We start from the raw sequence: 17,585 nt of genomic DNA, 5'->3' as shown, positions 1-17,585 counted from the left end.
CGGGAACAATGGGTTTGCGCGGGCGTTGCCCGCGCCGCAGGAGGGGGCCAGCCCCCTCTGGCAAGGCCGGACGGCCTTGCCATTCACCCCCGGGATATTTCGGACCAGAGGAAGTTGGCAAGTGGCGCTAGTTCGGGCCGTAGCGATCCCAGGCCCAGAGCACCACCAGAGCCCCGAGCACCGCGCCGATCAGCCCGCCGAGGATGCCCAGCACCGCCAGCACCGATTTCAGAATCAGCCCACCGACCAGAGCGCCGGCCATGCCGACAATCACCGTCTGCACCGGTCCAGCCTGGATATCGAGCACCCGCGTTGCCACCCAGCCAGCCGCCGCGCCAATCAGGATCCAGAGAATAAAGCCCATGTCGGCCTCCTTCGATATGTCGTCGTCTATTTGCGATAATGGGTCGGCACGATGATCAGCGCGCCGATCGATGAGATCAGGGCATCCACCCCCGGCGTGCCGAAGCGAAAGCCGAACATGATGCGGACGAAAAAGAACAGGAAGGCGCCGCCGACGCAGATGATGATCGACGGCAGATAGCCGTTCTGGGTGAATTGGGTTTTCTCGGCGACATAGCCAACGATCCCGGCAATCACCACGGTGCCCATCAGGGTAAAAAACATCAGCTGCCTCTGTAGGTTGAATAGCCATATGGCGAAAGCAGAAGCGGCACATGGTAGTGCGCCGCCCCGTCGGAAATGCCGAAACGGATCGGGATTCGGTCAAGGAACAGCGGCGCGGCCCCGGCCTGACCACTGGCGCGCAGATATGCGCCGGCATGAAATATCAGCTCATATTCGCCGGGTTCGAACCGGCCCTGCGGCAGGATCGGGCTGTCGGTGCGGCCATCGGCATTGGTGGTCATTTCCAGCAATTTCATCCGCGACTCGCCGGAAATCCGGTAAAGCGCGATCCGCAATCCCGCCGCCGGGGCGCCACGCGCGGTGTCCAGAACATGGGTGGTGAGATAGCCTTTGGACATTCCGGCTCCGATCCGCTTGCAACAGGGGCGGCGCTGGGGTTCCATGCAGCGCCTGAGAGGGAGACAAGCACATGCACCGCTATCCACGCAACATGATCGGCTATGGCGCGACGCCGTCAGAGGCAAAATGGCCGGGCGCGGCACGGATCGCGGTCAGTTTCGTGCTGAATTACGAAGAGGGCGGCGAGAACAACGTTCTGCATGGCGATCCGGCCTCGGAGGCGTTCCTGAGCGAGATCATCGGCGCCGCCCCCTGGCCCGGTCAGCGGCACTGGAACATGGAGAGCAATTACGAATACGGCGCCCGCGCCGGATTCTGGCGGTTGCAGCGCCTGTTCGTGGAAAAGGCCATCCCGCTGACGGTGTTCGGCGTCACCAGCGCCCTGGCCCGATCGCCGGAACAGGTCGGGGCGATGCAGGAGGCCGGCTGGGAAATCGCCAGCCACGGGCTGAAATGGATCGACTACAAGGACGCATCCGAAGCGGAGGAACGCGCCGATATGATCGAAGCGATCCGCCTGCATACCGAGGTCTGCGGCGCCCCGCCGCGGGGCTGGTACACCGGGCGCTGTTCGATGAACACCGCGCGACTGGGCGCTGAGGCCGGGTGTTTCGACTGGATCAGCGACGCGATCGACGACGACCTGCCGCATTGGATGCGCTTTGGCGAGCGCGACCAGTTGGTGATCCCCTATACGATGGATTGCAACGACATGCGCTTTGCCGTTGCCGCCGGGTTCGGCGCCCCGGACGGTTTTTTTGAGCACCTCAAGGACAGTTTTGATGCGCTCTATGCCGAAGGAGAGGCGGGCAGCGCCAAGATGATGAGCATCGGCATGCATTGCCGGTTGCTGGGTCGGCCCGGCCGGGTGCAGGCGCTGCGCCGGTTCATTGACTATGTGCAGGGTCATGAGGGCGTCTGGTGCGCCCGCCGCATCGACATCGCCCGGCATTGGGCCGACGTGCATCCGCCGGTGACCCCGGACCTGGTGCCGTCGCAGATGGACCGGGCCGATTTCATCGCCGCCTTTGGCAGCATCTATGAACATTCGCCCTGGGTCGCCGAACGCGCCTTCAAGCTGGAACTGGGCCCTGCCCATGACCGGGCGGCAGGGCTGTGCAACGCGCTGGCGCGGGCCTTCCGCTCGGCCACGCCGGAAGAGCGGCTGGCGGTGCTGAACGCGCACCCGGATCTGGCGGGCAAGCTGGCGCAGGCGCAACGGCTGACGGCAGAAAGTAGCGCCGAACAGGCCTCGGCCGGGCTGAACGCACTGACCGATGCCGAACGTGCCAGGTTTCAGGCGCAGAACGCCGCCTACATGGAAAAATTCGGCTTTCCCTTCATCATCGCGGTCAAAGACAACACCAAGGCCAGCATCACGGCCGCCTTTGAGGCCCGGCTTGCCAATGACCCGGAAACCGAGTTTACCGCCGCCTGCGCGCAAGTGGAGCGCATCGCCTTTCACCGGTTGAAGGATCTCCTGCCATGACACGCCGCTATTTCTCGGATTGGGGCGGCCTGCCGGCGCAGAACAGTATCATTGCCGGACGTGCGGTGTTCACCGAGGCCTATGCCGTCATGCCGCGCCATGTGCAGTCGGACATCACCGCAAGCCTGCTGCCGGGCTGGGAACAGGCCCGCGCCTGGGTGCTGGCGCGGCCGCTGTCGGGATTTGCCGAAACCTTTGCCGAATTGATCGTCGAACTGGCGCCCGGCGGCGGCTCCGAAGCACCGGAGCCGGATCCGGAGGGCGAGGGCGTGCTGTTCCTGCTTGAGGGCGAGGTGACGCTCAGGGTTGACGGTGCCAGTCACCAGATGGCGCCCGGCGGCTTTGCCTTTCTGCCACCGGGATCGGGCTGGACCCTGCGGGCAGGCGATCAGCGCGCGGTGCTGGTCTGGATCCGCAAGCGGTATGAGCCGGTGCCGGGGATCGCCGCGCCCGAGGTGATCGTCACCAATGATGCCGATATCACCCCGATGACAATGCCGAACACCGACGGGCGCTGGTCCACCACCCGGTTTGTCGATCCCGCCGATCTGCGCCACGACATGCATGTGACCATCGTCAACCTCGCCCCCGGCGCCGATGTGCCCTTCACCGAGACTCATGTGATGGAACATGGCCTGCTGGTGTTGCAGGGCCAGGGTGTCTATCGGCTGAACCGTGATTGGGTCGAGGTCGAGGCCGGTGATTTCATGTGGCTGCGCGCCTTTTGCCCGCAGGGCTGCCATGCCTCCGGGTCGGACCCGTTCCGCTATCTTTTGTATAAGGACGTCAACCGGCACCCGAGGCTGGCGTTGTGATCGAGATTCGCGCCGAATTGCTGACCGCCGAGGCTTTTGCCCCCTTTGGCGATGTGCTTGAGGCAACTGGCGCCCCCGACAAGGTGATCAATGACGGCTGGTGCGACCGGTTTCATGATCGCGCGACACTGGATTTTGGCCCGGACGGGCGCGCCGGGGTCAGCATTTTTCGGGCCCGACCACGCCACTTGCCCTATGAATGCGGCATGCTGGAACGCCATCCCGAGGGATCGCAGACCTTTCTGCCGATGGCTGACATGGCCTGGCTGGTGATCGTCGCGCCGGACGTCGCCGGGGTGCCGGGATCACCGCGCGCCTTTCTGCCCCAACCCGGCCAGGCGGTCAGCTTTCACAAGGGCACCTGGCACGGGGTGCTTACACCTTTGGCAGAACCGGGGCTTTTTGCGGTGATTGATCGAATTGCGGACAGCCCCAACCTGGAAGAACACTTCCTGAAGCAGCCTTTTGTCGTAAGCTGAACCTGGACCCGCCCACCAGAGGCGCGCCGGATAACCAGCGAGGGATGAAAATGGTTAACACGACACTCGGCACCGCGGCGCAGATGCGCGACCCGAACTATACCCCACCGATCGCCAAGGCGGTGCCGCTGGGTATCCAACATGTGCTGGCGATGTTCGCCAGCAACGTGACGCCCGCAATCATTGTCGCGGGGGCGGCGGGGTTTGGCTTTGGTTCGAACTCACCGGATTTTCCGAACCTGATCTACATGATCCAGATGTCGATGCTGTTCGCTGGCATCGCCACCCTGTTTCAGACCATCGGCATGGGTCCGATCGGCGCGCGGCTGCCCATCGTTCAGGGCACCTCATTTGCCTTTCTGCCGGTGATGATCCCGGCGGTGGCCGGTCAGGGTGTCTCGGGCATGGCCGGGCTGATGACCGGTGTGGTGATCGGCGGCCTCTTTCACTTTGCCTTGGGCAGCGTGATCGGCCGCATACGCTTTGCCCTGCCGCCACTGGTGACCGGGTTGATCGTGCTGATGATCGGGCTGGCGCTGGTCAAGGTCGGCATCCAATATGCCGCCGGTGGCGTGCCACTCATGGGCAAGCCAGAGTTCGGCTCGCTGGCGATGTGGACACCGGCCCTGGTCGTCGTCGTCGTCACCCTGGCGCTGAAATTCTTTACCCGCGGGCTGATCTCGGTCTCGGCGGTGCTGGCTGGGCTGGTGGCGGGCTATGTCGTCGCATTGCTGATGGGCCAGGTGAATTTCGGCAATATCGGACGCGCGGCCAGCTTTTCCCTGCCAATGCCGTTCAAATGGGGCGTTGAGTTCAACGGCGCGATCATCATCGGCATGTGTTTCATGGCGGTGATTTCCGCCATCGAAACCGTCGGCGACGTCAGCGGCATCTGCAAGGGTGGCGCCGGGCGCGAGGCGACGGACAAGGAAATCTCCGGCGCGACCTTTGCCGATGGTGCCGGGACCGCCATCGCCGGGGTGTTCGGCGGCCTGCCCAACACCTCGTTCAGCCAGAATGTCGGGCTGATCTCGATCACCGGGGTGATGAGCCGCCATGTCGTCACCATCGGCGCGGTGTTCCTGATCCTCTGCGGGCTGGTGCCCAAGATCGGCGCCGCGGTTTCGACCGTGCCGATCAATGTGCTGGGTGGCGGGGTGATCGTGATGTTCGGCATGGTCACCGCCGCCGGGGTGAGCATGCTGTCGGAAGTCAATTGGAACCGCCGCAACATGGTGATCTTCGCGGTGTCTCTATCGATTGGCCTCGGGCTTCAACTGGAGCCATCGGCGCTACAACACCTGCCGAGGACCATGCAGATCCTGCTGACCTCCGGTTTGTTGCCCGCCGCCGGGCTGGCGATCATCCTGAACCTGCTGCTGCCAGAAGACCTGGACTGAGCCATAACCGGCGCCCGGCCTTTATGGCGCGGGCGCCGGACCCACGCGCTGACCGATCCGCTCCAACGCCTGCAACAGCGGCGCCGGGTCCTGAAAGGCCAGCCGGACCGGCAGGGTGATCACCCTTTGCCGCCACTCCGGCGGCAGCCGCACCGCATCCTTTTCCGTGGTCACCAGCTGCGCGCCGTGGCGCGCCGCGTCACGCTCCAGCCGCATCATCAACGCCGCGCTCAGCGGTTGATGATCGGCCAGCGCCTCGGCATGGATCAGGGTCGCCCCCAGCCTGCGCAAGGTGGCAAAGAATTTCTCGGGATGGCCGATCCCGGCAAAGGCCAGGAACGGCGTGCCGGTCCAATCCATGCCAGTCGGCAGCGGGCACAGCTCGGCCATCACCTGTGGCACCGTGATGCCCCGCCCCCACAGCGCGGTGAAACCTGCCTGCGCCCGCGCCGCGCCCACTGAAATCAGCAGATCCGCCCGCGCCAGCCCGCTGGCGATTGGTTCGCGCAATGGCCCCGCCGGGAGGCAGTGCCCATTGCCAAAGCCACGGGCGGCATCGACCACCACCAGTGCCAGCGATTTCATCAGCGCCGGGTCCTGAAACCCGTCATCGAGGATCAGCAAAGCCGCCCCTGCCGCCACCGCCGCCCGCGCCCCGGCCAGACGGTCCCGCGCCACCCAGACCGGGGCAAAGGCGGAAAGCAACAGCGCCTCATCCCCGACCCGGGCCGCCGTATCGCGCCGCTCGTCCACCCGCAGCGGTCCGGCTGCGGTGCCGCCATAGCCACGGGTCAGCACATGCGCCGCGATCCCACGCTCGGCCAGCATCTGCAGCAGCGCGATCACCGTCGGCGTCTTGCCGGTGCCGCCCGCGTTCAGATTGCCGACGCAGATCACCGGCACCCCGGGATCGACCCCGGGACCATGCCTGGCGATCCGGCGGCCGGTGGCCGCGCCATAGGCCCAGCCCAGCGGCGTCAGGATCCGGGCCAGGGCCCCGGTGGGACGGTGCCAGAAATCCGGGCTGCGCATCAGCCGAACCCGATCTCGTCAAGCCGGGCATCGATCTGTTCGAGCAGGATATCCGTGGCCTCGGCGCCATCGGTGGCCAGGGTCCAGGCGGCATGTGCCATTGCCGCCGCCTGATCCGGGGCGGTCAGCCGCGACACCGCATTGGCCAGGGTATCGGCATCCTGCACGATCCGGGCCGCGCCCGCCTCGGCCAGGCGGGTATAATCGGGTTGATACACCCCGGTGTTCGGTCCGCTCAGGATTGCCGCGCCCAGCGCCGCCGGGGCCCAGGGGTCACAGCCTGCCAGATCCGGCAGCAGCGACGAGCCCATGAAGGCGATTGGCGACAGGCGAAACCACATTCCCATCTCCTCGGCGCTATCCGCCAGCAGGATCTGGCTGCCCTCGCCCGGCACCTCGCCCGCCGCGACCTGGGCAACCCGCCAGCCCTCGGCCAGCACCCGCTGCGCGATGGCGTCGTTGTCGGCCTGTTCGGCAGGCACCAGGATCAGCAACAGCCGGTGGGTCGAGCGTGAGACGCGACGATGCGCGGCAAGGATCGTATCGACCTCCGCAAGGTGCACCCGCGCCGCCAGCCAGACCGAGCGCCCGGCGATTTCCGCCGCCAGCCGGGCGCGCTCCTCCTCGTCACAGGGCAGCGCGGCGGCGGCGGTCTGCAGCGGCCCGGTGACCTCGACCCGGGCGGCGGGCAGGCCCAGCCGCTGCAATCGGCGCGCCGCATTGGCACTGTTGGCGAAGGCCCGGGCAAAGACCCCGACCACGCCGCGCGACATATCCGGAAGCCAGCGCCAGCGCCCCTCTTCCAGCGCGGTCTCATCCACCCCGATCAACCACAGCACCTGCCCCATGCGTGCCGCCGAGACCAACAGCGCCGGGCGCAGATGGCCGGTGGACCAGAGCACCAGATCCGGGTGCCAATGCGCCAGAAACATCTCGGCGGCCGCGATGTTTTCCGGCGGCAGCTCGGCAACGATGATATTCGGCGCCTTCACTTCTGGCGGCGGACCTTCGCCGCCGATGGTCAGCAAGAACTGCGCGTCACCGCCCAGCCCGGCAAAACGATCGGCCAGTTGCAACAGCGCCGGCAGGGCCGAGGCCGCGCCGGCGTGCAGCCAGATCAGCGGTCCCTCAGGGCGCGCTTGCTGCGGCGGTTCCCAACTCGACGGCGGCGCCCTCCGGGCCAGCGCCAGATAGGCGGATAGGCTGACCGACCGGGCCATCGCCGCAGCTCAGCCCAGTTCCTCGGTCGGCGACGTGGCGGTTTCTTCGTCCGTCAGGCGATGAATATGCGAGATGAAATAGCGCATATGCGCATTGTCCACGGTGCGATGCGCCTCGGATTTCCAGGCGTCATAGGCGCTGGCGTAATCCGGGAACACCCCGACCATATGAATGGCCGAGACATCCTTGAACAGGTTCTTGGTCGGATCGACGAGTTCGCCACCAAAGACGAAATGCAGACGTTGCAAGGCAAGGCTCCTTTCACGGGGCTGGGAATGCGGTGCTGTCACTTCGGTTCTAATCAACGGCGCAGGCGATGGAAAGCCGGGGTCGAACAGCGGCGCGGTTTGCGCGCGCCGATTGCACGGGCTCCGGGCATGGGTTAGTCAGGCCGCGCAATTAGGGGATCGGCCATGTCTCTCAACACCTTCGGGCATCTTTTCCGCGTCACCACCTGGGGCGAAAGCCATGGGCCTGCCCTGGGCGCGACGGTGGACGGCTGTCCGCCGGGCGTCGCGGTGGATGCGGCGATGATCCAACACTGGCTGGACCGACGCAAACCCGGCACCTCGAAATTCACCACCCAGCGCCGCGAGGCGGACGAGGTCGAGATCCTTTCTGGCGTGTTCGAGGGCAAAACCACTGGCACCCCGGTGCAACTGATGATCCGCAACACCGATCAGCGCAGCAAGGATTACGGCGAGATCGCCGAAAAATTCCGCCCCGGTCACGCCGACATCACCTATTGGCAGAAATACGGCATCCGCGACTATCGTGGTGGCGGCCGCTCCTCGGCGCGGGAAACGGCGGCGCGGGTCGCCGCCGGCGGGCTGGCGCGCGCGGCGCTGGAATTGCTGGCGCCCGAGGTGTCGATCACCGGCTATATGGTGCAGATGGGCGGGCATCGGATCGACCGTGAACGCTTTGATCTGAGCGAGGTCGAGCGCAATCCCTTCTGGGTGCCCGACGCAGGCGCCGCCGGGGAATGGGCCGATTATCTGGACGGGTTGCGCAAATCCGGCAATTCCGTCGGCGCGGTGATCGAGGTGGTGGCCAGCGGCCTTCCCGCCGGGTTGGGCGCACCGGTCTATGGCAAGCTCGACACCGATCTGGCGGCGGCGATGATGTCGATCAACGCGGTCAAGGGCGTCGAGATCGGCGACGGCATGGCGGCGGCAGAGCTGACCGGCGAAGCGAATGCCGACGAGATCTTTATGGGCAACGACGGCCAGCCGGTCTATTCCTCCAACCACGCGGGCGGCATTCTTGGCGGCATTTCAACCGGTCAGGACGTGGTTGTGCGCTTTGCAGTGAAACCCACCTCCTCGATCCTGAAATCACGCCAGACCATCACCAAATCAGGCAAGGCCACCGAGATCATCACCAAGGGCCGCCACGACCCCTGTGTCGGCATCCGCGCGGTGCCGGTGGGCGAGGCGATGATGGCCTGCGTGCTGCTGGACCACCTGCTGCTGCATCGCGGACAGATTGGCGATGCGGGCGGGGTGATTGGCTGAGGTCCGGGACGCTCACCCTTCGGCCTGAATCCACGGCTGTCTCCAACAATCACGCGATAGCGGCAAAACCTTCCGGGCGGAAACGGACCATGGCGCCAGGGCCCTTGGGATCAAGGTCGTAGAGGGTCGGTCGCTTGCTTAGATAGCCCCTCCAGGTGCCTTCTGGCTGTCTGCTGATCTGGGTGCCGTGTTTGGCATGCATCTTTGGCGCGAGCTCACCAATGAGCATACCACGTCCCTCGCGGCTATGGATTGCGATCATTCTTCGAATCTTGTGATCGAGATCAGTGCAGGACCTCGACCCACAACGCGTGCCGACCTCGACGAACGACGAACAGGCCGCGTCCTTCGATCTGCGGGTGAGTATCTCCACCTACCGTTGTCGCGATTTCGGGGCGCGGAACACCCCCCGGTCACTTGCTCGCATACATCCAGTCACGCACGGTCTCAGCAGCCATGAGCCAGTTTTCTGACAGCATCACATCATGCGCTGTCTCCGCCAGGATATGGCATTGCGCGCCATAGCGCCCCGCAGTTGCCCGCTGCGATGCGGGCGAGAAAAGCCCGTCCCTGGCGCCACCGACAACCACAACCGGCACCGCGCTGATCGGCTTGCGCGGCAGCTTCAGGACCAGCATGTCCAGGAAGGCCATATAGGATTCGTCGATCATCTTCTTGCCGAATTCGATGCGATCCGGCTCGGCTGTGTCCTCGTCCAGGAACATATGCGCCGCCTTCAGCGGGTCGCTGACCAGCGGGTAGAGCGACAGCCGGGCATTCGCTTTCAGGAAATCCAAAGGGCGCGACTTGGCGATTTTCAGTGTGGCCTTGATCGCCCCGTAATGCGGCACCGTCGCCAACAGCCCGATACCGGAGAGGTGTTTCGTGCGTGTCATCAGATGCTGACAGGCAAATCCACCCATGGAATGGCCGATCACAAACGGTGGCTGTTCAAAGCCTTCGACGACCGAGAGGATGTCGTCGACATAATCCGTCATCCGGTTCCAGCGCATCGCCTTGCGCGCCGGGCTTTGCCCGTGCCCGCGCAAATCCATCGCGTAGGTGTCAAAGCCCTGCTCCGCAAAATACTCCAGGAAATTACCCTGCCAGCACCAGGCCCCATGCCAGGCGCCGTGCACCAGCAGAACCGGAGGCGTGCCGGAAATGGCCGTATCGGCCCGCCGCGACAAGATGTTCAACTTTGAAGGTTCCATGTCCAACACCGGTCATATCCCGCCTGACCTGTCAATAATATCATCGGTGAACCGCCAGGGGCCGGGCATCTGGACACGCCCGCATCTGCCCGGAAAGCGCCGAGCGGCTAACCTGTCCCAGCCCGTCGCCGCAACAAATCCACATACCGCTGCCGCGCCTCCGGCAGCGGCTTTGACCCCAGCTGCGGCGCCAGTTTGTTGCGCAGGAAATGGCCCGTGGTGCGCAGCGCCTCGGCGATCTCGGTATCCGGGGCCTCGCCCTGGCCCAACAGCACCGGCGGCAGCGGCAGCAGGCGGGCCGCCCAATCGCCCGCGCCTTCGGCCGAGACCGCGCGCCCCGTGCGCGGAGACACATAGTCGAGCGGCATATTGCGCCCCATGACGGCGCAGGCCGAGAGGTCGAGGCCAAAGCCCATCTCGTCAAGCAGCGCCATTTCCCAGCGCAGATAGGCCAGCGGCCAGAGATCGTCATTGCCCAGCAGATCAAGAAGCGCCTCGCTGCGCTGGTAGAGCGGCAGATGCGCCTCGCGTTCGGGCAGGCAAAAGCTGAGCAGCGCACAGACCGTGTTCAGCCCGGCCAGCGCCATCCGGTCAGACAGCGCCGCCGCGCGGGAACGCACCGGTTCGACAGTGAAATGGCCGAGGTGATCCTCCAGCCGCGCCCGCCAGACCATGTCGATCTGCCCGCCGGGTTGCAGGATCGGCGTCAGCTTGCGCGAGGTGCCGCCCCGGACAATACCTGCATGACGCCCGTGCGAGGGGGTGAACACCTCGACGATCGCTGCGTTTTCGCCGTGCCGCCGCACCGCCAGCACGATGCCCTGATCCCGCCATTCCATCGGCGGATCATCGGGCGGTCCGGGGCGCGCCGCAAGTGGCTTGCATCGGGGTCCAAGATACGGCGACATTGGTGCCATGCTGTTGTTGCGCCACCGCTTGTGTCTGGTCCTGCTGATCGCCCTTGTGGCCTGGGTCAGCCTGGGCGCGCAATTTCTGGTCAGCCTCGACAAACACCCGGAACTCGGGATTGCTGGGGTGGCCTGGCGGCTGCTGCGGTTCTTTACCATCCTGACCAATCTGCTGGTCGCGGCGACCTTCACCCACGCCGCGCTGACCCGGCAGATGCCGGGGCCGATCTGGAGCACCGGGCTGACCCTGTGGATCGTGATCGTCGGCGTGGTGAATTACGCGCTGCTGGCGCAGGTGTTACAGGGGCTGGAGTTCTGGGCCGATATCGGCCTGCACGCCTTGGTGCCGGGGCTGGTTCTGCTCTGGTGGCTGACCGCAGCGGACAGGCAGGGTTTGCGGATCAGCAGCGCGCTGCTCTGGCTGATCTGGCCGGGGGTCTATGTGATCTATGCGCTGGGGCGCGGCGGGATCGATGGCACATACCCCTATTTCTTTACCGATCCGACGCGACTCGGCTGGGCCGGGGTGGCGCTCTGGTCGCTTGCCCTCTGCGCGGTGTTCTTTGTCGGGGAGGTGGGGCTGATCCGGTTGGCCCGGATATTGCCGGACGCCGCAGCGGCGGCCAAAAGTGGACTCGCCCGCCATTGAGCGGGCGAGTCCGGGATAGATATCAATCCGGGTTCTTGGCGAAACGCAGATAGGGCAGTTTCTTGTCCAGCGCGCCGAACTTGGACTCGGCGGCGGAATCGTCAAGCGACAGCGCCACGATCACGTCCTGACCGGCCTGCCAGTTGGCCGGGGTCGCCAGCGGTTGCTGATAGGTGCGTTGCAGCCCGTCCAGGGCGCGCAGCACCTCGGCAAAGTTGCGGCCCACCGACATCGGGTAGGTCATCGACAATTGCAGTTTCTTGTCCGGCGAGATGATGAACACCGCCCGCACGGTCTGGCTATCCGCCGGGGTGCGGCCATCGGGCATATAGGCATCGGCGGGCAGCATGTCGAAGGCCTTGGCCACCTTCAGGTCATCGTCGGCGATGATCGGGAACCCGGCCTTGGCCCCGGCAAAGCTTTCAATGTCGCCCTTCCATTTCTTGTGCTCTTCGACACCGTCGACGGAAATCCCCATCACCTTGGTGCCGCGCTTGGCCCATTCATCGGCCAGTTGCGCAACTGCGCCGAATTCGGTGGTGCAGACGGGGGTGAAATCCTTGGGGTGGGAAAAGAGAATCGCCCAGGAGTCGCCAATCCACTCGTGCAGGGCAAGGCTACCCTGATCGGTTTCGACGGTCAGATCGGGAATCGTGTCGTTGATACGCAAAGCCATTATGTCCTCATCCATTGGGTCGTGTTGATATTGCCCTAAATAGTCAGGACGGGCGTCGAATACACCCCCCTGTGATCACCTTGCAGAGAATAGCCGAGGGTGACACAGTGCCGCCGAAACGCGAAACCGCCGCCCGCTGGGTCGGCTGCGCGATGGACAAGGGAGAACCATCATGATCGAGAAACGGCAATTCTATATCAACGGTGCCTGGGTCAACCCGATTGAGGGGCGCGACCATCCGGTCATCGACCCCTCGACCGAAGAGGCCTGCGCGGTGATCTCGCTGGGCGGTCAGGCCGATGTCGACGCCGCCGTCGCCGCCGCCAAGGCCGCGTTCCCGGCCTGGATGGCGACTGCACCCGAAGCGCGGATCGCACTGGTCGAAAAATTCCTTGAGGCCTATCAGGCGCGGGCCGAAGACATCGCCCAAGCGGTGTCGAGCGAAATGGGCGCGCCGATTGCGCTGGCACGGACCGCGCAGGTTGGCGCCGGGATGGGCCACACCAAGAATTTCATCCGTGCCGCCAAAGCGTTTGAGTTCAATCGTCCGCTGAGCGAACAATCCCCCGACACCCGCATCGTCTATGAGGCGATTGGCGTCTGCGCTCTGATCACCCCGTGGAACTGGCCGCTGAACCAGATTTCGCTCAAAGTGATCGCGGCGCTGATCGCGGGCTGCACGATGATCCTGAAACCGTCCGAGGAAAGCCCGCTGGACGCACTGATCTTTGCCGAATGCATCGACGCGGCAGGCTTTCCCAAGGGTGTGTTCAACCTGGTGAACGGCGATGGCGTCGGGGTCGGCACCGCGCTGACCACCCACGAGGATGTAGACATGGTCAGCTTTACCGGCTCGACCCGCGCCGGGATCGCGATTTCCAAAGCGGCGGCAGACTCCCTGAAACGGGTGCATCTTGAGCTCGGTGGCAAAGGCGCCAACGTGATCTTTGACGATGCCGACGACGCGGCAATCAAGCGCGGCGTGCTGCATATGATGAACAACTCCGGTCAATCCTGTAACGCGCCGTCGCGGATGCTTGTGCAAAAGGGCATCTACGACAAATCCGTCGAAGCCGCCGCCGAAATCGCCAAATCGGTGACCGTCGGCTCGGCGCATGAGGATGGCCGTCACATCGGCCCGGTGGTGAACGAATCCCAGTTCAACAAGATCCAGGACCTGATCCAAAAGGGCATCGACGAAGGCGCAAAGCTGGTCGCCGGTGGCACCGGACGGCCCGACGGGCTGAACCGCGGATTCTTTGTCAAACCGACGGTGTTTGCCGATGTGAACAACCAGATGACCATCGCGCGCCAGGAGATCTTTGGCCCGGTGCTGTCGATCATCCCCTTCGACACCGAAGAAGAGGCCGTCGAGATCGCCAATGACACGCCTTACGGGCTGACCAACTACGTTCAGACCACCGATGGCGACCGGGCCAACCGGATGTCGCTGAAACTTCGCTCTGGCATGGTCGAAATGAACGGCAAGCCGCGCGGCCCCGGCGCCCCGTTTGGCGGCATGAAAGCATCGGGAAATGGCCGCGAAGGCGGCATCTGGGGCCTCGAGGACTTCATGGAGGTCAAGGCGATTTCCGGCTGGACGCTCTGACCCTTACCATCAAGAAACCAGTTGAAAGGCCGCGGCATCTGTCGCGGCCTTTTTCATCGCCGCCGACCTGAAACCGCTGAGTCCAATCGCAATCGACAACGCTTGATGCGCCGATCAGCCCTTAGCTCTCCCCCGGCTGCAAACGGTTTAGACGGCGCTATCCGGCCTCGGCGATCATCACCAGCCGATGCGCATCGGTCACCGTGATATGTTTGCGCTTGCTGGCGACAATGCCGTCCTTCTCCCACCCCGACAGCAGGCGGCTGACCGTGTGCAGCGTGGTGCCGGTCATTTCAGCGATGGTGGCGCGGGTGATCGGAAGGGTGATCTCGATCCCCGCCTCGACGTTCCGGCCATATTGCCGCACCAGCCGCAGCACCACCGCCGCGACCCGCTGTTCCACGGCCCGGGTCGACAGCTCTTCGATGCGATCGTGCAGTTCTATCATCCGGGCGCCGATGCTGCGCCAGGTTTCCGAACCAAAGCCGTCATAGCGGGTGACAAAATCCGACCAATGCCGGCGCGGCCAGCTGAGCGTGACACAATCGACCGCAGCCATCGCATCGGCCGGATAGACCTCCAGCCCCATCGCCGGGGCGATGCCGAACAATTGACCGGCCGGGATGTGCAGGGGCACGATCTGTTCGCCGCCCGGCGTCAGGCGCAGCACCCGGATCGAGCCATCGAGCAGGAGATAGAAGCTGTCCGCCGGATTCCCCTGCGCGAAAATCGTGTCGCCCTCGCCCCAGGTCTTTCTGCTGGACAGGTCAAGAATTTCGCCGATCTCAACCAGCGAGAGCCGGGAAAACGGCGGTAATTTCCCGAGTTGGGTTTCGTCGAGCCTGGACATTGATGCTTCGCCAAGTTTGTTGAACGTCAACGACAAGCCCGTGATCCAGATGTAGTCTGAACCGCGAAAACCCACCCCGACACGATCAGGAGAAAGCCGAGCCATGTCTGCGTTAGCACCCCAGGGCCGCAAGTGCAAAGGTGGTCGACCATGAGACGCGCCGCCTATGAGGGCCCGACCATTTTGGCGATGGGGTTTCGCCCGTTCTTTCTGGCGGCCAGCCTGTTCGGCCTGGTCGTGGTGCCGATCTGGTGGCTGGTCTGGCGCGGCGACTGGACGCTCGCCAGTTCCTTTCCGTCAGTCGATTGGCACATTCACGAGATGATCTTTGGCTATGCCGCTGCGGTGATTGCCGGGTTCCTGTTCACCGCGGTGCCGAACTGGAGCGGGCGGATGCCGACCCGGGGCTGGCCGCTGTTGTGCCTGTCACTGCTGTGGCTGGCCGGGCGGCTGGCACTGGCGGGTTTGCTGCCCCTGGGGCCGGTCGGGGTGGCGCTGGTCGATAGCAGCTTTCTGCTGGCGATCGGCGCGATGATCCTGTTCGAGATCGTGGCCGGCAAGAATTGGCGCAACCTCAAGGTCGTGGTCCCCGTCGGGCTGCTGTGCGCGGCAAATATCCTATTCCATGTCGAGGTGATCAACGGCGGCGAGTCGGTGATCGCCCGGCGTCTGGGCCTGGCCCTGGTGCTGTTTCTGATCACCCTGATCGGCGGGCGGATCATCCCCAGCTTTACCCGCAACTGGCTGGCCAAACGCCGCGCCAGCCGGATGCCGGTGCCGTTCGGGCGCTTTGACGCTTGGGTGATTGCGCTGGGTGCGGTGGGATTGCTGACCTGGGTGGCGTTGCCGCAATCTCCGGTCAGCGGCGGGCTGCTGGGGCTCGGCGGGCTGGCGCATCTCGCCCGGCTGTCACGCTGGCGCGGGGCCGCGGTCTGGCGTTCGCCGCTGTTGCTGATGTTGCATGTCGCCTATGGCTTTCTGGCGGTTGGGCTGTTGCTGCTTGGCGCGGCAGCGTTTGACTGGCTGCCACTGGCGGCGGGGATGCATATGTTGGGGATCGGCGCGATGGGCGGGATGACGGTTGCAGTGATGATCCGCGCCACCCTCGGTCACACCGGGCGCGGGCTGATCGCCGGGCCGACACTGACCCTGGCCTTTGGCCTGATCTGCGCCGCTGCGATCACCCGGGCGGCACTGCCGGAGCTCGCGATTGCGGGCCTCGACGGGATTGCTATCGCGGCGCTGCTCTGGACTTTGGGGTTTGCAATTCTGGCGGGGCATCTGGTGCCCTGGCTGGCGCTGCCCGCTCCGGGGCGCAAGCGGCCATCCCGGGCGCGCCCCTCCTGAATCGGAAGGGCCGCCCGCAGATTGGATCAGGAGGACCCGAGTGAGGCCAGATAGGCGGCCATGTCATCGCCACCCTTCTTCAGTTTGAAGGTCATATTGGTCTTGGCCTTGGGATCGTCCAGCTTCTCAGCCAGCCACGCCTTGGGATCGGCGACATACTTGGCCAGATTCTCTTCGTCCCAGACGTTGCCGGCTTCGCCGACGGCCACAATCGAATCGCCGTATCTGAAGCCCTCGACGCTGCCAACTACCCGGCCGATCACACCAAATAGGTCCGGGCCGGTCTTGCCGCCCTTGACGATCGCGGTGCCATCAGCGGCGGTGATCGCATGGCAGGCCTTGCAGCGTTTGAAGGTGGATTCTCCCTTGGCCGCATCCCCGGCAAGCGCCGGGCTGGCCAGCATCGGCGCCAGCAGCAGAACCCCGAACAATTTCGTCAGATTCATGAAATCTCTCCTGTTTTAGATCGCATCAGCGCTTGTTTGCACGCTTTCCAGAATGGCGTCTTTAACATTTCGCAACAAGTGCCGTGCTTCAGTAACATCTTTTGCGGCGCAAAGCCCAGTTGACAGCGCATCCGCCAGCGCCGCGTGTGGGGCACTGACCGAAACCTGACGAATATCCGTGACCAATGCCGTGCCGCTGCGCGGGTCCAATATATGCCCGACCTGCCCGGCGGCATCAATCATCATGCCAAACGGCGCCGAGGTGGCCAGGGCGCGCCCGCTCAGCGCGCGGGCCTCGACCTCACCGACAATCGTCACCGGCCAGGCGTCACTTCCTTTTGGCGCGCCCATGGCCAGGATTTCACCGGTATCGATCAGCACATCCTCAACCCCCTCGGCCCGCATCAGCAGCGCAATCCGGTCAGCGATATAGCCCTGGGCAATGCCATTCAGGGTCAGCTGCTGACCTGCGGCCAGTTCTACCGACGCGCTGTCAAAGTGCAGCTTTTCAAAGCCGATACTGCGCCGGGCCGCCGCCAGTTGCGCGGCTTTTGGCGGGTGACCGGCGACATGGGCGTCGGCAAGAACCCGCCAGAGCGGCTGCACGGTCGGATCGAATCGCCCCCCAGTCACACGATGCGCCTGTCGGGCGATGGCCAGGCAATCCAGCAGCTCGAACGAAGGTGCGTCGAGATGACCATCAGCGTTCAACCGGGTGATCTCGGAATGGTCGCGATACAGGCTGAAGATGTTCTCCAGCCGGGTGATCTCTGCCAGCGCCCGCTCAGTGATGCGTTCGGCATCCGGGTGGTCCAGGATGATCCGTGCCGAGGCGCCCAGCGCCGTGCCGTGCCATTGAAACGCCCAGGCGGCCGGAGCCAGAAGGCAGGCGGCGGAGGCGAAGGAGAGAAAGCGACGACGCGAAAAGGAATGGGAAAAGCTCATG

General features: G+C 64.6%; 21 protein-coding genes. 8 read left to right on the top strand and 13 right to left on the bottom strand.

All coding sequences use genetic code 11. From position 1 onward, the window contains the following. Positions 1-127 precede the first annotated feature (127 nt). The 3 genes from P1U48_RS11555 to uraH are packed head-to-tail and all read right to left on the bottom strand — an operon-like array spanning position 128 to position 986. Complete coding sequence (locus P1U48_RS11555; protein ID WP_301069141.1) at positions 128-364, bottom strand: GlsB/YeaQ/YmgE family stress response membrane protein; 237 nt, start codon at positions 362-364, stop codon at positions 128-130. Positions 365-390: 26 nt separating this feature from the next. Beyond that, on the bottom strand, positions 391-627 hold the full coding sequence (locus P1U48_RS11550; protein ID WP_301069139.1) for a hypothetical protein: 237 nt from the start codon (positions 625-627) through the stop codon (positions 391-393). Next, entirely contained in the window at positions 627-986 is a 360-nt protein-coding gene (gene uraH, locus P1U48_RS11545; protein ID WP_301069138.1) for a hydroxyisourate hydrolase, read from the bottom strand. The genes P1U48_RS11550 and uraH overlap by 1 nt, the downstream gene beginning before the upstream one ends. A gap of 71 nt (positions 987-1,057) precedes the next feature. On the opposite strand from uraH, the gene puuE reads away from it, so the two are divergent. The 4 genes from puuE to P1U48_RS11525 are packed head-to-tail and all read left to right on the top strand — an operon-like array spanning position 1,058 to position 5,170. Beyond that, complete coding sequence (puuE, locus tag P1U48_RS11540) at positions 1,058-2,476, top strand: allantoinase PuuE (RefSeq protein WP_301069137.1); 1,419 nt, start codon at positions 1,058-1,060, stop codon at positions 2,474-2,476. After that, positions 2,473-3,291, top strand: coding sequence for a bifunctional allantoicase/(S)-ureidoglycine aminohydrolase (locus P1U48_RS11535; protein ID WP_301069136.1), 819 nt, complete (start codon positions 2,473-2,475; stop codon positions 3,289-3,291). Before puuE ends, P1U48_RS11535 begins: the two co-directional genes overlap by 4 nt. Further along, on the top strand, positions 3,288-3,770 hold the full coding sequence (locus tag P1U48_RS11530; RefSeq protein WP_301069135.1) for an ureidoglycolate lyase: 483 nt from the start codon (positions 3,288-3,290) through the stop codon (positions 3,768-3,770). The genes P1U48_RS11535 and P1U48_RS11530 overlap by 4 nt, the downstream gene beginning before the upstream one ends. A gap of 50 nt (positions 3,771-3,820) precedes the next feature. Next, positions 3,821-5,170 (top strand): nucleobase:cation symporter-2 family protein, encoded by a 1,350-nt coding sequence (locus P1U48_RS11525; RefSeq protein ID WP_301069134.1) that lies wholly within the window; start codon positions 3,821-3,823, stop codon positions 5,168-5,170. A gap of 21 nt (positions 5,171-5,191) precedes the next feature. Here P1U48_RS11525 and lpxK read toward each other — a convergent pair whose 3' ends face one another. Genes lpxK through P1U48_RS11510 form a run of 3 tightly spaced genes read right to left on the bottom strand, consistent with a single transcriptional unit; the run spans position 5,192 to position 7,671 of the window. Beyond that, on the bottom strand, positions 5,192-6,202 hold the full coding sequence (lpxK, locus tag P1U48_RS11520; RefSeq protein WP_301069133.1) for a tetraacyldisaccharide 4'-kinase: 1,011 nt from the start codon (positions 6,200-6,202) through the stop codon (positions 5,192-5,194). Then, on the bottom strand, positions 6,202-7,422 hold the full coding sequence (locus P1U48_RS11515; RefSeq protein ID WP_301069132.1) for a glycosyltransferase N-terminal domain-containing protein: 1,221 nt from the start codon (positions 7,420-7,422) through the stop codon (positions 6,202-6,204). The genes lpxK and P1U48_RS11515 overlap by 1 nt, the downstream gene beginning before the upstream one ends. Before the next feature lie 9 nt (positions 7,423-7,431). Then, on the bottom strand, positions 7,432-7,671 hold the full coding sequence (locus P1U48_RS11510; RefSeq protein WP_301069131.1) for a DUF4170 domain-containing protein: 240 nt from the start codon (positions 7,669-7,671) through the stop codon (positions 7,432-7,434). 165 nt (positions 7,672-7,836) lie between these two features. Between P1U48_RS11510 and aroC the strand changes: the two genes are divergently transcribed. Next, entirely contained in the window at positions 7,837-8,940 is a 1,104-nt protein-coding gene (aroC, locus tag P1U48_RS11505; protein WP_301069130.1) for a chorismate synthase, read from the top strand. Between the two features lie 49 nt (positions 8,941-8,989). Here aroC and P1U48_RS11500 read toward each other — a convergent pair whose 3' ends face one another. The 3 genes from P1U48_RS11500 to recO all read right to left on the bottom strand — a co-directional run bounded on the left by P1U48_RS11500 (position 8,990) and on the right by recO (position 10,993). Further along, positions 8,990-9,202: a hypothetical protein gene (locus P1U48_RS11500; RefSeq protein WP_301069129.1), complete on the bottom strand. Its 213-nt coding sequence runs from the start codon at positions 9,200-9,202 to the stop codon at positions 8,990-8,992. Positions 9,203-9,353: 151 nt separating this feature from the next. Beyond that, positions 9,354-10,154, bottom strand: a complete 801-nt coding sequence (locus tag P1U48_RS11495; RefSeq protein ID WP_301069128.1) for an alpha/beta fold hydrolase — start codon at positions 10,152-10,154, stop codon at positions 9,354-9,356. Positions 10,155-10,261: 107 nt separating this feature from the next. Then, positions 10,262-10,993, bottom strand: a complete 732-nt coding sequence (recO, locus tag P1U48_RS11490) for a DNA repair protein RecO (RefSeq protein ID WP_301069127.1) — start codon at positions 10,991-10,993, stop codon at positions 10,262-10,264. A gap of 76 nt (positions 10,994-11,069) precedes the next feature. On the opposite strand from recO, the gene P1U48_RS11485 reads away from it, so the two are divergent. Then, positions 11,070-11,711: a Pr6Pr family membrane protein gene (locus P1U48_RS11485; RefSeq protein WP_301069126.1), complete on the top strand. Its 642-nt coding sequence runs from the start codon at positions 11,070-11,072 to the stop codon at positions 11,709-11,711. A gap of 22 nt (positions 11,712-11,733) precedes the next feature. On the opposite strand, the gene P1U48_RS11480 is transcribed toward P1U48_RS11485, so the two are convergent. Beyond that, positions 11,734-12,387 (bottom strand): peroxiredoxin, encoded by a 654-nt coding sequence (locus P1U48_RS11480; RefSeq protein WP_301069125.1) that lies wholly within the window; start codon positions 12,385-12,387, stop codon positions 11,734-11,736. 172 nt (positions 12,388-12,559) lie between these two features. Between P1U48_RS11480 and P1U48_RS11475 the strand changes: the two genes are divergently transcribed. After that, the gene (locus P1U48_RS11475; RefSeq protein ID WP_301069124.1) at positions 12,560-13,996 is read left to right on the top strand and encodes an aldehyde dehydrogenase family protein; all 1,437 of its coding nucleotides are present in this window, start codon (positions 12,560-12,562) and stop codon (positions 13,994-13,996) included. A gap of 157 nt (positions 13,997-14,153) precedes the next feature. Here P1U48_RS11475 and P1U48_RS11470 read toward each other — a convergent pair whose 3' ends face one another. After that, entirely contained in the window at positions 14,154-14,846 is a 693-nt protein-coding gene (locus P1U48_RS11470; protein WP_301069123.1) for a Crp/Fnr family transcriptional regulator, read from the bottom strand. 150 nt (positions 14,847-14,996) lie between these two features. Here P1U48_RS11470 and P1U48_RS11465 point away from each other — a divergent pair, with 150 nt between their 5' ends. Further along, positions 14,997-16,193, top strand: a complete 1,197-nt coding sequence (locus P1U48_RS11465; RefSeq protein WP_301069122.1) for an NnrS family protein — start codon at positions 14,997-14,999, stop codon at positions 16,191-16,193. Between the two features lie 26 nt (positions 16,194-16,219). Here P1U48_RS11465 and P1U48_RS11460 read toward each other — a convergent pair whose 3' ends face one another. Both P1U48_RS11460 and P1U48_RS11455 read right to left on the bottom strand, forming a co-directional pair. Continuing rightward, positions 16,220-16,639: a cytochrome C gene (locus tag P1U48_RS11460; protein WP_301069121.1), complete on the bottom strand. Its 420-nt coding sequence runs from the start codon at positions 16,637-16,639 to the stop codon at positions 16,220-16,222. Positions 16,640-16,654: 15 nt separating this feature from the next. Continuing rightward, entirely contained in the window at positions 16,655-17,584 is a 930-nt protein-coding gene (locus tag P1U48_RS11455; RefSeq protein ID WP_301069120.1) for an FAD:protein FMN transferase, read from the bottom strand. Position 17,585 lies beyond the last annotated feature (1 nt).

The organism is Pseudooceanicola sp., from assembly GCF_029213205.1.
Taxonomy (GTDB): domain Bacteria; phylum Pseudomonadota; class Alphaproteobacteria; order Rhodobacterales; family Rhodobacteraceae; genus Pseudooceanicola.
The sequence above is the reverse complement of the archived record's forward strand: the minus strand, read 5'-3'. Positions and strand labels throughout refer to the sequence as shown.